Origin of the sequence: Microbacterium sp. NPDC087665 (genome assembly GCF_044743285.1) — a bacterium.
Taxonomy (GTDB): Bacteria; Actinomycetota; Actinomycetes; order Actinomycetales; family Microbacteriaceae; genus Microbacterium.
Map to the genome: position 1 here is coordinate 106,305 of NZ_JBIUWD010000006.1, position 12,866 is coordinate 119,170.

14 protein-coding genes are annotated in these 12,866 nt (G+C 68.5%); 8 read left to right on the plus strand and 6 right to left on the minus strand.

What is annotated here, in order from left to right; all coding sequences use genetic code 11:
* The first annotated feature begins 2 nt into the window (after positions 1–2).
* The 5 genes from ACIOSY_RS14560 (at position 3) to ACIOSY_RS14580 (ending at position 4,735) form a co-directional block, all read left to right on the plus strand.
* Positions 3–770, plus strand: coding sequence for a succinate dehydrogenase iron-sulfur subunit (locus tag ACIOSY_RS14560; protein WP_400854492.1), 768 nt, complete (start codon positions 3–5; stop codon positions 768–770).
* A 121-nt stretch (positions 771–891) separates the two neighbouring features.
* Positions 892–2,070, plus strand: coding sequence for a YihY/virulence factor BrkB family protein (locus ACIOSY_RS14565; protein ID WP_400854494.1), 1,179 nt, complete (start codon positions 892–894; stop codon positions 2,068–2,070).
* A gap of 9 nt (positions 2,071–2,079) precedes the next feature.
* Entirely contained in the window at positions 2,080–2,919 is an 840-nt protein-coding gene (locus ACIOSY_RS14570) for an exodeoxyribonuclease III (protein WP_400854496.1), read from the plus strand.
* A gap of 78 nt (positions 2,920–2,997) precedes the next feature.
* A complete protein-coding gene (gene trpS / locus ACIOSY_RS14575) occupies positions 2,998–4,002 on the plus strand; it encodes a tryptophan--tRNA ligase (RefSeq protein ID WP_400854498.1) in 1,005 nt (334 codons plus the stop codon).
* Between the two features lie 79 nt (positions 4,003–4,081).
* Complete coding sequence (locus ACIOSY_RS14580) at positions 4,082–4,735, plus strand: hypothetical protein (protein ID WP_400854500.1); 654 nt, start codon at positions 4,082–4,084, stop codon at positions 4,733–4,735.
* Positions 4,736–4,766: 31 nt separating this feature from the next.
* Here ACIOSY_RS14580 and pth read toward each other — a convergent pair whose 3' ends face one another.
* Together pth and ACIOSY_RS14590 are read right to left on the minus strand one after the other, a co-directional pair.
* Positions 4,767–5,348 (minus strand): aminoacyl-tRNA hydrolase, encoded by a 582-nt coding sequence (gene pth, locus ACIOSY_RS14585; RefSeq protein ID WP_400854502.1) that lies wholly within the window; start codon positions 5,346–5,348, stop codon positions 4,767–4,769.
* 100 nt (positions 5,349–5,448) lie between these two features.
* A complete protein-coding gene (locus ACIOSY_RS14590) occupies positions 5,449–6,048 on the minus strand; it encodes a 50S ribosomal protein L25/general stress protein Ctc (RefSeq protein WP_400854504.1) in 600 nt (199 codons plus the stop codon).
* Between the two features lie 224 nt (positions 6,049–6,272).
* Between ACIOSY_RS14590 and ACIOSY_RS14595 the strand changes: the two genes are divergently transcribed.
* A complete protein-coding gene (locus tag ACIOSY_RS14595; RefSeq protein ID WP_400854506.1) occupies positions 6,273–6,398 on the plus strand; it encodes a hypothetical protein in 126 nt (41 codons plus the stop codon).
* On the opposite strand, the gene ACIOSY_RS14600 is transcribed toward ACIOSY_RS14595, so the two are convergent.
* Both ACIOSY_RS14600 and ACIOSY_RS14605 read right to left on the minus strand, forming a co-directional pair.
* Positions 6,383–6,907 carry a gluconokinase gene (locus ACIOSY_RS14600; RefSeq protein ID WP_400854508.1) on the minus strand — a complete coding sequence of 175 codons (525 nt, stop codon included), beginning with the start codon at positions 6,905–6,907 and terminating at the stop codon, positions 6,383–6,385. The two genes, ACIOSY_RS14595 and ACIOSY_RS14600, sit on opposite strands and share 16 nt — an antisense overlap.
* 29 nt (positions 6,908–6,936) lie before the next feature.
* A complete protein-coding gene (locus ACIOSY_RS14605) occupies positions 6,937–7,929 on the minus strand; it encodes a D-2-hydroxyacid dehydrogenase (protein ID WP_400854510.1) in 993 nt (330 codons plus the stop codon).
* Positions 7,930–8,162: 233 nt separating this feature from the next.
* Between ACIOSY_RS14605 and gndA the strand changes: the two genes are divergently transcribed.
* The gene (gene gndA, locus ACIOSY_RS14610; RefSeq protein WP_400854512.1) at positions 8,163–9,611 is read left to right on the plus strand and encodes an NADP-dependent phosphogluconate dehydrogenase; all 1,449 of its coding nucleotides are present in this window, start codon (positions 8,163–8,165) and stop codon (positions 9,609–9,611) included.
* Positions 9,612–9,672: 61 nt separating this feature from the next.
* Here the strand turns inward: gndA and ACIOSY_RS14615 are convergent, their stop codons facing one another.
* Positions 9,673–10,398 carry an ABC transporter ATP-binding protein gene (locus tag ACIOSY_RS14615; RefSeq protein ID WP_400854514.1) on the minus strand — a complete coding sequence of 242 codons (726 nt, stop codon included), beginning with the start codon at positions 10,396–10,398 and terminating at the stop codon, positions 9,673–9,675.
* Between the two features lie 53 nt (positions 10,399–10,451).
* Complete coding sequence (locus tag ACIOSY_RS14620) at positions 10,452–11,939, minus strand: ABC transporter permease (protein WP_400854516.1); 1,488 nt, start codon at positions 11,937–11,939, stop codon at positions 10,452–10,454.
* A 187-nt stretch (positions 11,940–12,126) separates the two neighbouring features.
* Between ACIOSY_RS14620 and ACIOSY_RS14625 the strand changes: the two genes are divergently transcribed.
* Entirely contained in the window at positions 12,127–12,855 is a 729-nt protein-coding gene (locus tag ACIOSY_RS14625; protein ID WP_400854518.1) for a response regulator transcription factor, read from the plus strand.
* Positions 12,856–12,866 lie beyond the last annotated feature (11 nt).

Consider the following 12,866-nt stretch of genomic DNA (forward strand, 5'->3'; position numbering starts at 1 on the left):
GCATGTCGAACGCCATCGCCGAAGCTCCCGCAGACACGACCGAAGAGACCGGCATCCAGTCCTTCATCGTCACCTTCAACATCCGCCGGTTCGACCCCGAGGTCGACTCCGAGCCGCACTGGGTCGACTACGACGTGGAGCTCTACTCGACCGACCGCGTGCTCGACGCCCTGCACAAGATCAAGTGGGAGGTCGACGGTTCGCTGACCTTCCGCCGCTCGTGCGCGCACGGCATCTGCGGTTCGGATGCCATGCGCATCAACGGCCGCAACCGCCTCGCCTGCAAGACGCTGATCAAGGACCTCGACATCTCGAAGCCGATCTACGTCGAGGCGATCAAGGGCCTGCCGCTCGAGAAGGATCTCGTCGTCGACATGGAGCCGTTCTTCGCCTCGTACCGCGAAGTGCAGCCGTTCCTCGTCGCCAGCTCCGTGCCGGAGAAGGGCAAGGAGCGCGTCCAGACGATCGCCGATCGCGAGATCTTCGACGACACGACCAAGTGCATCCTGTGCGCGGCGTGCACGTCGTCGTGCCCGGTCTTCTGGACCGACGGCCAGTACTTCGGACCGGCGGCGATCGTCAACGCGCACCGCTTCATCTTCGACTCGCGCGACGACAACGCCGAGGTGCGCCTCGACATCCTCAACGACAAGGAAGGCGTGTGGCGCTGCCGCACGACCTTCAACTGCTCCGAGGCCTGCCCGCGTGGCATCGAGGTCACGAAGGCGATCGCCGAGGTCAAGCAGGCCGTCCTTCGCGGGCGCCGCTGATCACTTCAGCAGATCCACGCAGCAGATTCACGACAGGGGCGGCTTCTTCGGAGGCCGCCCCTGTCGCGTCCGGGCTGTAGGGCGTACGCCCGCCGCGAGCGCTGTCGATAGGGTGGATCACGTGTCAGACCGCAGACCGCTCCGAGGGCGCTTCGAGGCCCCTTTGGAGCGGGTCGTCGAGCTGAGAGACCGCACGCTCGCCATCTTCCCGGTGCGCGTCTGGCGCAACTTCTCGTACAGCAACGGTTTTCTGCTCTCTGCGGGCATGAGCTACTACGTGCTCTTCGCGCTGTTCGCGCTGCTGTACGTGGCCTTCGCCGGGGTCGGCCTGTGGCTGGGCGGGAGCTCGGCGGCGATCGATGCCCTCGTGGCGCTGATGAACACGTACATCCCGGGGTTGATCTCCCCCGATGGCGTCTTCACCGTCGATGACGTCACCGAGATCGCCAAGAACGCGACGGGCGTGCTCGGCATCACAGGCGCGATCGCGGTGGGCGTGGCGCTGTGGACGGCGGTCGGTGCGGTGACCTTCACGCGGCGCGCGGTGCGCGACCTGTTCGGTCTGCCCTTCGACACCCGCAGCTACTGGCTCCTCAAGGCCCGCGACTTCTTCGCCGCGATCGTCTTCGGCGGGGCGATGCTCGTGGGCGCGGTGCTCAGCTGGGTGGGCGTCTGGGCTCTCGAACAGGCCTTCCACCTCTTCGGCTGGAGCACGGCATCGTGGGGCTTCGTCGTCGGTGTGCGGATCGTGTCGGTGGTCGTCGCCTTCGCACTCGATGCGACGGCACTCGCGATGCTCGTGCGCTTCCTCACCGGTACCCAACTGCACTGGCGCTACATCTGGCCGGGCGCCCTCCTCGGCGGCGGCGCGATGGTCGTGCTCCAGCTCGGCGCGGGGTTGCTCCTCACCCGCGTGCCGAGCAACCCTCTCCTGGCCTCGTTCACCGTCATCGTCGGGCTGCTGCTCTGGTGCCGCTGGTTGGCGATCGTGGTGCTGATGGCCGGTTCGTGGATCGCCGTGGCCGCCGAAGACCACGATCAGCCACTCGAACGCGAAGACGAGGCGGCGGCCCGTCGCGCGGAGGAGCAGGCGCTGCTGCTCGCCGCGCGCGTGCGGCTGCGTCACGCCGAGGAGGCGGCGGCCGCCGCTCCCTGGTATCGCCGCCCCGCTGCACGCCGCGCGGTCTCGCTGGCGCAGCGCGCACTGGCGGATGCCGAGGCGGCGGCAGCATCGGACGGCGCGTCGGAGGGCACGTCGGAGGGTGACGCCGAGACGCGGAATGTCCGGGGCCGCCCGTAGGCTGGAGCAATGCCTCATCTGCGTATCGCCTCGGTCAATGTCAACGGGATCCGGGCGGCCGCCCGCAACGGTATGAGCACCTGGCTCGACACCGCAGAGGTCGACATCCTCACGCTGCAGGAGGTCCGTGGGCAGGACGAACATCTCGAAGCCGCCCTCCCCGGGTGGTCGATCGTGCACGACGAGGCCACGGCCAAGGGGCGTGCCGGCGTCGCGATCGCGAGCCGCGTGCCCGCTCTCGCCTCCCGAACCGCCTTCGGCCCGGATGACTTCGACTCCAAGGGCCGCTGGATCGAGGCCGACTTCGTGCTCGGCGACCGCCCGCTCACCGTCGTGAGCGCCTATGTGCACTCCGGCGAGGCCGACACCCCCAAGCAAGACGAGAAGTGGAAGTTCCTCGACGCCTTCGGGCCGCGCCTCGCCGCCCTCGGCGCCGATGATGCCCTCGCCCTCGTCACGGGCGACCTGAACGTCGGCCATCGCGAGCTCGACATCAAGAACTGGCGCGGCAACCGCAAGAAGGCGGGCTTCCTGCCCCGGGAACGCGCCTACTTCGACCGCTTCCTCGGCGACGCGGGCACCGAGGTCACGGGTGTCGACGGATCGGTCGGACCGGGGCTCGGCTGGGTCGACATCGGCCGCCGGTTCCACGGCGAGGTCGAGGGCCCGTACACCTGGTGGTCCATGCGGGGTCAGGCCTTCGACAACGATTCCGGATGGCGCATCGACTACCACCTGGCCACCCCCGCGCTCGCCGCGCGCGCCGACGGCTACCACGTGGCCCGCGCGGCCGCGTACGACCAGCGTTGGAGCGATCACGCTCCCGTGGTGGTCGACTACTCGATCTGAGCGCTGAGGTGACGCCTGCCCGCAGCGCAGGCGTCACCGCGAAGCGACCGCCCTCGGCATCCGCATAGGATTGACGACGTGACCAAACCTCGCCTCTACTCCGGAATGCAGCCCTCGGCCGATTCGCTTCAGATCGGCAACTACATCGGGGCGCTCCTCCAGTGGCGAGACCTGCAGAACTCCTACGACGCCTACTTCTCCGTCGTCGATCTGCACGCGCTGACCGTCGCGCAAGACCCTGCGGAGCTGCGCGAGAAGACGCGGCGCACCGCTGCGCAGTACATCGCCGCCGGTATCGAGCCGTCGAAGTCGACGCTGTACGTGCAGTCCCATGTGCGTGCGCATTCCGAGCTCGCCTGGATCCTCAGCACCATCACCGGCTTCGGCGAAGCCAACCGCATGACCCAGTTCAAAGACAAGTCGGCGCGCTACGGGCAAGACGCGACGAGCGTCGGCCTCTTCACCTATCCGGTGCTCATGGCCGCCGACATCCTGCTGTACCAGACCGATGTCGTGCCGGTGGGCGATGACCAGAAGCAGCACGTCGAGCTCACGCGCGACCTCGCGGAGCGCTTCAACTCCCGGTTCGGCGAGACGTTCACCGTGCCCATGCCGGTCATCCAGAAGGACACGGCGCGCATCTACGATCTGCAGAATCCGACGTCGAAGATGTCGAAGTCTGCCGAGAGCGACGCCGGCGTGCTGTGGATGCTCGATGACCCGGCGAAGTCGGCGAAGAAGATCATGCGTGCGGTGACCGACAACGAGGGTTCGGTGCGGTTCGATCGCGAGAACAAGCCCGGCGTCTCGAACCTGCTCACGATCTACGCGGCTCTGAGCGGGCGACAGGTCGCATCGATCGAAGACGAGTACGCCGGGCGCGGCTACGGCGACTTCAAGAAGGGTCTCGCCGAGGTCGTGGTCTCCGAGTTCGAGCCGGTGCGCTCGCGCGCCCTCGAGCTGCTCGACGACCCCGCCGAGCTCGACCGCATCCTGTCCGAGAACGCCGGTCGGGCGGATGCCGTCGCCGACGCGACTCTCGCCCAGGTGTACGACCGCGTGGGACTGCTCCGCCGCGTCTGACGGCGTGGCCGTTCACACCGCCGCAACCTTCACGACGCACCGCGATCGGTCACGAGCCCACTCCGCCTAGGATGGGGTCGTGACCGATCCGCAGCTGCCCCCTCCGTACGGCTCCGTGCCGCCCGTCCCGCCCGCACCGGCCTACCAGGCCCCGCAGGCGGCCCCGCCTGCGGCGCCCGCACCGCCCGCGCCTCCCGCGTACGGCCAGACTCCCCCGGCCCCCGCCGGCCCGGCAGGTCCGGCAACTCCCCCGGCCCCTGCAGCTCCCGGCTACCAGGCGCCTCCCGGGGCCTACCAGGTTCCGGTGGGCGGCTACGCGGCCCCCACGGGTGCCTACGCCGTCCCCGACACGACGTCTGCGCCCTCGAAGATGCTGGGCACGATCTCGCTGATCGTTGCGCTGGTGGCCACCGTGGTCACTCCGATCGTGGCAGCGATCGCCGCCTACCAGATCGGCCGCCGCGTCCCCGAGTTCGCCGTCAACAGCAACGACCTCGATTCGCTCGCGATCCTGTCGCCGGTTCGCGATCAGGTTCTCATGGCCGAGATCTCGTTCTGGGCGGGCACCGTTCTGGGCATCGCCGCGATCGTGATCGCCATCATGGCCATCGTGCGCCGCCGAGGACGCGGCCAGGGAATCGCGGGCCTGATCATCGCGGCCGTCGGGCCAGGGGTCTTCTTCGTGGTGCTCGTGATCGCCATGGCCGTCGGCAGCGCCGCCGGATCGCTCTGATCCTCGAGCCTGCTCGTCTCACGCCCCGCGCTCAGCGCGGGGCGTGATGCTTCTGCTGCGCGGCGACGAGGCCCTCGCCGATCAGTAGCTCGACGGCGTCCGCCGCATCCGAGACGAGAATCGGGAGATTCGGCTTCTCGTCCTTGCCGAAGGGCGCAAGCACCCAGTCGGCAGGATCCTGCCGGCCGACCGGCCGTCCGATGCCCACCCGCACCCGCGGGAAATCGGGGGTGGCGATGGCGCGCGCCACATCGCGCACGCCGTTGTGACCGCCGTGCCCGCCGCCGGTCTTGAGCTTGAGCGTGTCGAAGGGGATGTCGAGCTCGTCGTGGACGACGACGATCTGCTCCGGGGGCACGGAGTAGAAGCGGGCGAGCGCCGCCACCGGTGTGCCCGATACGTTCATGAACGTGTTCGGCTTGGCGAGCACGATCTTGTCACCGCCGGGGCGCAACCACGTCTCGACGACGCGCGCGCCGCCCTTGTGCTCGCGGAAGCTCTCTCCACGACGAGCGGCGATCTCATCGACGACCATCTGGCCGATGTTGTGGCGAGTCGCCTCGTAGCGCGGGCCGGGGTTACCGAGCCCCACCACCAACCAGGTGGATGTCATGTCCTCGTCCTCTCCCCCGGGCGCGCGTCGACGCCCGGTCAGGATACGACAGAGGGGACGCGATCGGATCGCGTCCCCTCTGCGGTGAATCATGCGGAGATCACTCCGCGGCGGCCTCCTCGGCTGCCTCTTCGCCGGCCGGAGCCGCTTCGAGCTCTTCCTCGGCGGGCAGCGAGATCGCGACGACGAGAACCTCGGCGTCGGTCAGCAGCGACGAGCCCTTGGGCAGGACCACGTCGGCGGCGGTGATGTGCGCGCCCTCTTCGAGGCCTTCGACCGAGACCTCGATGTTCTGCGGGATGTGCGTCGCCTCTGCCTCGATCGACAGGGTGTTCGCCTCCTGGTTGACCATCAGGCCGGGAGCCGGCTCGCCGGTGACGATGAGCGGAACGTCGATCGCGACCTTCTCGCCCTTCTTCACAACGAGGAGGTCGATGTGCTCGATGATCTGGTGCACCGGGTCACGCTGCACGTCCTTGACGAGCGCGAGCTGCGGGGTGCCCTCGATGTCGAGCTCGAGCAGCGCGTTGGCGCGACGGATGATGAGCGAGACCTGGTGGCCGGGCAGTGCGACGTGCACGGGCTCGGTGCCGTGGCCGTAGATGACGGCCGGGATCTTGCCGGCGGCGCGCAGACGGCGGGCGAAGCCCTTGCCGAAGCTGTCGCGCAGCTCGGCCTGGACCTTGGTGTCTTCAGACATGAGGTTCTCCTTCGGGACACGCAGCGAATGCGCCACGCGGTGGTCTGGGTTTCGTGTTCTCGAACATGGACACGTGAGGAAAGCCACCGGGCTTGCTTCGCCGCGTCGATAACGGACGTTCGCGCACGCGCGAAACAGTCCCTCGCCGAGGTACTCGATCAATGGTACCGGATGACCCGATAGGCTGAAGACACCGTTCCCTTCAGCAGATCACGGAGAATCCCATGCTCGACGGCGCTTTCCTCTCGCACGTTCTCCTCTGGGTCATCGGCGCGATGACCGTGTGCGCAGCGATCGGCAGCTTCGCCGCCCTGTTCTCGATGGGCCGCTCGGGCTACCGCAAGGACTGACCCGGCTCCGGCATCCGTCCGTCGATCGCATCGATGGCAACGCGGATGCGCTGCACCGACTGCTCGACATCGGCGGGCTCGACACGGATGCCGTTCTCATCGGCGTCCAGGGGTTCGAGCGTCTGCAGCTGCGAGTCCAACAGCGCGGCGGGCATGAAGTGGTCGGCGCGATCGAGCATCCGCTTCTCGAGATCCGCGCGATCGACCATCAACTCCGCGAAGAATGCCTCGGGCGCTTTCGCACTGATCGCCTCGCGATAGAGGCGTCGAAGCGCCGAGCACGCGATCACGATCCGATCGTCGGCCTGCAGGGCCTCCCCGACGACGCCGAGCCACGGCATCCGATCGTCATCGCCCAACGGGATGCCCGCGGCCATCTTGTCGACGTTGGTGATCGGATGCAGGTCGTCGGCGTCGATGAAGCGGGCGCCGATGCTCTCGGCGAGCGCCAGGCCCACGGTCGACTTGCCCGATCCGCTCGGGCCCATCACGACGATGCGCACGCTCATTGTTCTCCCCTTTCCGTGGGACTGACGACTCAGTAGAACTCGACGGTGTCGACGACCGCGGTCAACGGGCGGCCGTCGAGCAGACGCGTCGCGTTCTCGGCGAAGCGGCGTGCGATCCGCTCCTCCTCCTTCGAGCTCAACGCGGCCGTGTGCGGGCTGACGAGCACCCGCGGGTGGGTCCAGAGCGGCGAGGCGTCGTCGAGCGGCTCCTGTTCGAACACATCGAGACCCGCGAACGCCACGCGCTCGTCATCGAGCGCATCGAGCAGCGCACTCTCATCGATCACGGTGCCGCGACCGACGTTCGTCACGATCACTCCGGGCTTCACCGCGGCGAGCACGTCGCGTCCGATCAGGTGATGCGTCTGCGCGGTGCCCGGCAGCGTCACCACGATCGCGTCGACCTGGGCGACGGCATCGATCAGATCGTCGAGCGGAATCAGACGGTCGACCCCATCGACGGGCTGGCCCGACCGGGTGGTGCCCCACACCTGCGCGCCGAGCGCGTGGAAACGTCGAGCGCACTCGGCGCCGATGCCCCCGAGGCCGACGACCAGCACGGTCATCTCGTCGATCTGCTGCATCTCCCAGCGATCGGGCCAGGTGCGGGATCGCTGATCGGCGAGGAGTCGTGGCAGTCCTTTCGCGCCGGCGAGCACCGCGAACACCGCGAACTCCGCCAGAGGGCCGCCGTGCACACCGGCCGACGTCGTGAAGACGAGACGGTCGAGGTCGGCGCGAGGGAGTTCGGCGGCCTTGACCTGGGCACCACCGCCGGCCGCGGTGGTCATCACCCAGCGCAGGCGCGGGTTCGCCGCAACCGTGCGGGCGAGGGCGTCGGCATCGACGTCGGGGATGCCGAAGAGCACGTCGGCGGAGTCGACCATCGCGTCGAAGGCCTGCTGCTGCTGCGGAGTACGCACGTGATCCGGATCTCCCGGCCAGTCGGCGGGCCAGCGAGCCGGATGCTCCAGCGAGTGGTCGCGGATCACCTCGAGACGCGGTTCGAGGTCTTCGATCAACCGACACAGGTCCTCGGGCAGGGGTACCGCCACAACCGCTCTGAGTCTGGTTCCGCTGTGCGTCACGCTGGTTCCTCCCTGAAGGCGTCGTCCTCCGACCAGCGTAGAGGCCCGCTCCGGTCGCATCGATTCCTGCGCTGCATCGGCGGACGCAAACCGTGACACACGCGCGCACCACCTCGTCGACAGCGATACGCTGAAGACCACCCTTCTTCACGATCGAGGAGCCTTCTGTGCCCGAAGCATCAGCGAACATCGGAGTCGTCGGACTCGCCGTCATGGGGTCGAACCTCGCCCGCAACCTCGCCAGCCGCGAGGGCAACACCGTGGCGATCTTCAACCGCAGCTACGAGAAGACCCAGACGCTTCTCGATGCGCACCCCGAGGCCGGTTTCGTCCCGGCCCGCACCTACCAGGAGTTCGCCGACGCGCTGCAGAAGCCGCGCACCGCGATCATCATGGTCAAGGCCGGCGGCCCGACCGATGCCGTGATCGACTCGCTGCTCGAGGTCTTCGAGCCCGGCGACATCATCGTCGACGGGGGCAACGCGTACTTCCCCGACACGATCCGCCGCGAGAAGGCCGTCCGCGAGACGGGCGTCAACTTCGTCGGCGCCGGCATCTCCGGTGGCGAGGAGGGCGCACTCCTCGGCCCGTCGATCATGCCCGGCGGCTCGGACGAGTCGTGGGTCACGCTCGGACCGATCCTCAAGTCCATCGCCGCGGTCGCCGAGGGCGAGCCCTGCGTCACCCACGTCGGACACGACGGAGCCGGACACTTCGTGAAGATGGTGCACAACGGCATCGAGTACGCCGACATGCAGCTCATCGCAGAGGCCTACGACCTGATCCGCCGTGGCACCGGCAAGTCCCCCGCCGAGATCGCCGAGATCTTCGCCGAGTGGAACAAGGGCGAGCTCGAGTCGTACCTGATCGAGATCACCGCCGAGGTGCTCCGCCAGGTCGACGCCTCCACGGGCAAGCCGCTGGTCGACGTGATCGTCGACCAGGCCGGCGCCAAGGGCACCGGAGCGTGGACCGTGCAGACGGCCCTCTCGCTGGGCGTTCCCGTCTCCGGCATCGCCGAGGCCACGTTCGCCCGCTCGCTCTCGTCGCACCCCGAGCAGCGCGCGGTCGCCGGCGCTCTCCCCGGTCCCGATGAGGAGTTCGTCGTCGCCGACGAGGCCGCCTTCATCGAAGACGTGCGCCTCGCGCTCTACGCCTCGAAGATCGTGGCCTACTCGCAGGGCTTCGACGAGATCCGCGCCGGTGCCGCCGAGTACAACTGGAACATCGACCTCGGTGCGATCTCGAAGATCTGGCGCGGAGGCTGCATCATCCGCGCGCAGTTCCTCAACCGCATCGCCGACGCCTACGCCGAGACCCCGGACCTCCCGGTGCTCATGACGGCGCCGTACTTCGCCGAGGCCCTCACCCGCGGCCAGGCATCCTGGCGCCGGGTCGTCGTCACCGCCGCCCAGGCCGGCATCCCCGCCCCGGCGTTCTCGTCGTCGCTGTCGTATTACGACGGCATCCGCGCCGACCGCCTGCCCGCCGCCCTCGTGCAGGGACAGCGCGACTTCTTCGGCGCACACACCTACAAGCGCATCGACAAGGAAGGCACCTTCCACACGCTGTGGTCGGGCGACCGCACCGAGATCGAGGCCGAGGACACGCACTGACCTCGCGCTGAGCGAACGAGAGAGGGCCCCGGCATGATGCCGGGGCCCTCTCTCGTTCCTGCTACTTCGTGATGTCCTGCACGGTCCCCTTCGTCAGCCGCAGGCGGCGGGTCGCCCGCCGCGCGACGGCCGAGTCGTGCGTGACGACGATCATCGTGATGCCCTCCGCGCAGAGGGACTCGAGGAGCGCCAGGATCTCGTCGCGCATGCTCTCATCGAGGTTGCCGGTGGGCTCGTCGGCGAGCAGCACGCGCGGGCGCTTGACGATCGCCCGCGCGATCGCGACGCGCTGCTGCTGCCCTCCGGAGAGCTCCGTGGGAAGGTGGTCGCCGCGGTCGTCGAGGCCGACGTGCGCGAGCGCCTCGGCCACGCGGCGGCGCCGTTCCGCCCGGTCGAGAGAGCCGGGTTCGAGTGCCATGTCGACGTTCTCGGATGCCGTGAGCGTCGGGATGAGATTGAACCCCTGAAAGACGAATCCGATCTCCTCGGCGCGGATCCTGCTCAGTTCCTTCGACGAAGCGGAGGCGAGCTCGATACCCCCGAGGGTGAGCGACCCGGATGAGGGGCGATCCAGTGCCCCGAGCAGCTGCAGCAGCGTCGACTTGCCACCTCCCGTCGGCCCTTGGATGGTCACGAACTCCCCCGCGCCGATCTCGAGGTCGACGCCCGCGAGCGCTTTCACCGTGCGTCCCTTCTGCGCATAGGTGCGGGTGACTCCGGTCGCGCGGTACAGCGGTGCGGTCTCGCTGGACGGGAGGGCTGTCGTGGTGACGTCTGCAACGGTCATGCTGTGTTCTCCTCGATGGTCGATGGGATCGTGATGGGTGGCCGCGGTGGCGCTCATGCGACCGACCGCAGCGCTTCGGCAGGGCTGAGGCGTGCGGCCCGCCATCCGCCGAACGCTCCCGCGACGAGACCTCCGAGCACGGCGAGACCGACGGCCGCCACCAGCACCCAGGGGGTGAACGGCGCCTGCAGCACGATGTCGGCCGCCTGCTGCGCCTGGAACATCGTCCCGCCCCCACCCCCACCGGTCGGGCCGCCCGACATCTCGCCGGGTCCGCCCGGAACGGCCGCGGACCCGGCGGCGACGGTCGGACGGATGATGTTGATGACGACGATGCCCGCGATGCCGATCACGAGACCGACGGCGCCGCCGATCAGACCCTGCACCATCGACTCGCCGGCGACCTGACGCACGACGCGACCGTTCGACCAGCCGATCGCCTTGAGCGTGCCGAATTCCCGCGTGCGACGTCCGACGCCCGAGAGGGTGAGCAGAACCGAGAGCAGCACGGCGACCGCCAGCACGATGATCGACAGCCAGGTGCCGAGGTTCGTGATGAGCGAGGTGGCGCTGGACAGCGACCCGGAGACGCTCGAGGCGAGTTCGGCCTGCGAGGTGATGGTCGCATCGGGCAGCTCGTCGGTCAGCGCGGCCTGCACCGCGTCGATCGACGACGCCGAGTCGGCCTGCACGTAGACGGTCGAGATCACATCGCCCGCACCCGAGAGTTCCTGCGCGGTGTCGAGCGGCAGGTAGACGTTCGCGGCGGTGTCGGCGGCATCCGAGGTGGAGGAGAGGATGCCGATCACCTCGACATCGGAGCCGGCGACATCGATCGTGTCTCCCAAGGCGATCTCGTTGGTGGTCGCGTACGTGCTGTCGACGAGGGCCACGAGCGCCCCGCTGTCATCGGCGTCGAAGGCGCGCCCGTCGCCGATCTCGGTCGAGGCGAGCGGGCCGATGGCCTGCGCGCTCGGATCGATGCCGAGCACCGAGAAGGAGTCGACGTCGAACGCGCCGCCGCCCGCGCCGTCGGAACCGCCCTGGGGCGGAGCCTGGCCCTCGGCGGGCATGCCGCCCTGCTCGCTGCCCTCGGTATCGCTCTGCGGGCCGAAGCCGCCGCTGGGCAGCTCGCCCGAGAACGTGGAGTTCGTGAGGCTGAGCGCACCGGTGGCCGCCGAGACGCCCTCGGTCGATGACACGGTCTCCAGCACCGAGGCATCGAGCGTGCCGCGCATGAGGTCAGTGCTCAACGTGGATTGGTCGAGGGTGGTGGTGTCTCCCTCGGTCTCGCCGGACTCGGCATCGAACTCGAATCGCGGTCCTCCGCCCTCCCCCGGCTCGGCGGCGGCACCGGCGACCGTGAGGTCGGTACCGACGCCGTAGACCGACTCGAGAGCCTGGACCTGCGCGTCGCGCACCCCCGCCGTGAGCGCGTTGACGATGATCACGAGACCGATCGCGATCGCCAGCCCGATCGCGACGATCGTAGTCTGCTTCTTGCGGCCCGCGAGTTCGCGCCGCAGATATGTTCCGTACATGTCTCTCCTTCTGCCGCGGCTGTCGCGGTGCCAGGAACGACCGTAGGAACGACGACTATGCGGAATCGAGGCGCGGACGATGAGGAACCTATGGATGCGAGCGCCTGAGATGACGGCATCCGACCTTCACAGGCAACGCATACGGTTCTCCATAGAAATCACATAGGAGATTCCGCAGAATGGATGCATGACCAGCGATCTCCCCGACCTGCGCCGCCCCGACGGCTCCCCCTTGCGCATCCTCGCCGTCGACGACGAGCAGATGCTCACCGACCTGCTGGCGATGGCGCTGCGCATGGAGGGCTGGGAGGTGCGCACGGCCTCTTCCGGCATGGAGGCACTGCAGGTCGCGCGGGAATTCGAACCCGATGCCCTGGTGCTCGACATCATGATGCCCGACCTCGACGGGATGGCGGTACTCAAGCGCCTGCGCGAGTCGGGAAGCCTCGTGCCCGTGCTCTTCCTCACGGCGAAGGATGCCGTCGGCGACCGCGTCGCCGGGCTCACCGCCGGTGGCGATGACTACGTCACCAAGCCGTTCAGCCTGGAAGAGGTGATCGCACGACTGCGCGCGATCATCCGCCGCACCGGGCACGCGATGAGCGATGAAGGCCAGTCGATCCTGCGCGTCGCCGACCTCACCCTCAACGAGGACAGCCACGAGGTCGTGCGCGACGGCGTCGAGATCGAGCTCACCGCGACCGAATTCGAGCTGCTCCGCTACCTCATGCGCAACGAGCGGCGCGTGCTCTCGAAGGCTCAGATCCTCGATCGGGTGTGGAGCTACGACTTCGGTGGCAAGTCGTCGGTCGTCGAGCTCTACATCTCGTACCTGCGCAAGAAGATCGACGCCGGGCGCACGCCGCTGCTGCACACGGTCCGCGGCGTCGGCTACATGATCAAGGCACCGCAGTGACCCAGACGAGG

Excerpts from the sequence above, each read along its gene's own strand:
- ACIOSY_RS14615 (WP_400854514.1), bottom strand. The coding sequence starts at position 10,398 with ATGACCGTTGCAGACGTCACCACGACAGCCCTCCCGTCCAGCGAGACC.
- ACIOSY_RS14620 (WP_400854516.1), bottom strand. The coding sequence starts at position 11,939 with ATGTACGGAACATATCTGCGGCGCGAACTCGCGGGCCGCAAGAAGCAG.
- ACIOSY_RS14600 (WP_400854508.1), bottom strand. The coding sequence starts at position 6,907 with ATGAGCGTGCGCATCGTCGTGATGGGCCCGAGCGGATCGGGCAAGTCG.
- pth (WP_400854502.1), bottom strand. The coding sequence starts at position 5,348 with ATGACATCCACCTGGTTGGTGGTGGGGCTCGGTAACCCCGGCCCGCGC.
- ACIOSY_RS14590 (WP_400854504.1), bottom strand. The coding sequence starts at position 6,048 with ATGTCTGAAGACACCAAGGTCCAGGCCGAGCTGCGCGACAGCTTCGGC.
- ACIOSY_RS14625 (WP_400854518.1), top strand. The coding sequence starts at position 12,127 with ATGACCAGCGATCTCCCCGACCTGCGCCGCCCCGACGGCTCCCCCTTG.
- ACIOSY_RS14595 (WP_400854506.1), top strand. The coding sequence starts at position 6,273 with ATGCTCGACGGCGCTTTCCTCTCGCACGTTCTCCTCTGGGTCATCGGC.
- ACIOSY_RS14560 (WP_400854492.1), top strand. The coding sequence starts at position 3 with ATGTCGAACGCCATCGCCGAAGCTCCCGCAGACACGACCGAAGAGACC.
- ACIOSY_RS14570 (WP_400854496.1), top strand. The coding sequence starts at position 2,080 with ATGCCTCATCTGCGTATCGCCTCGGTCAATGTCAACGGGATCCGGGCG.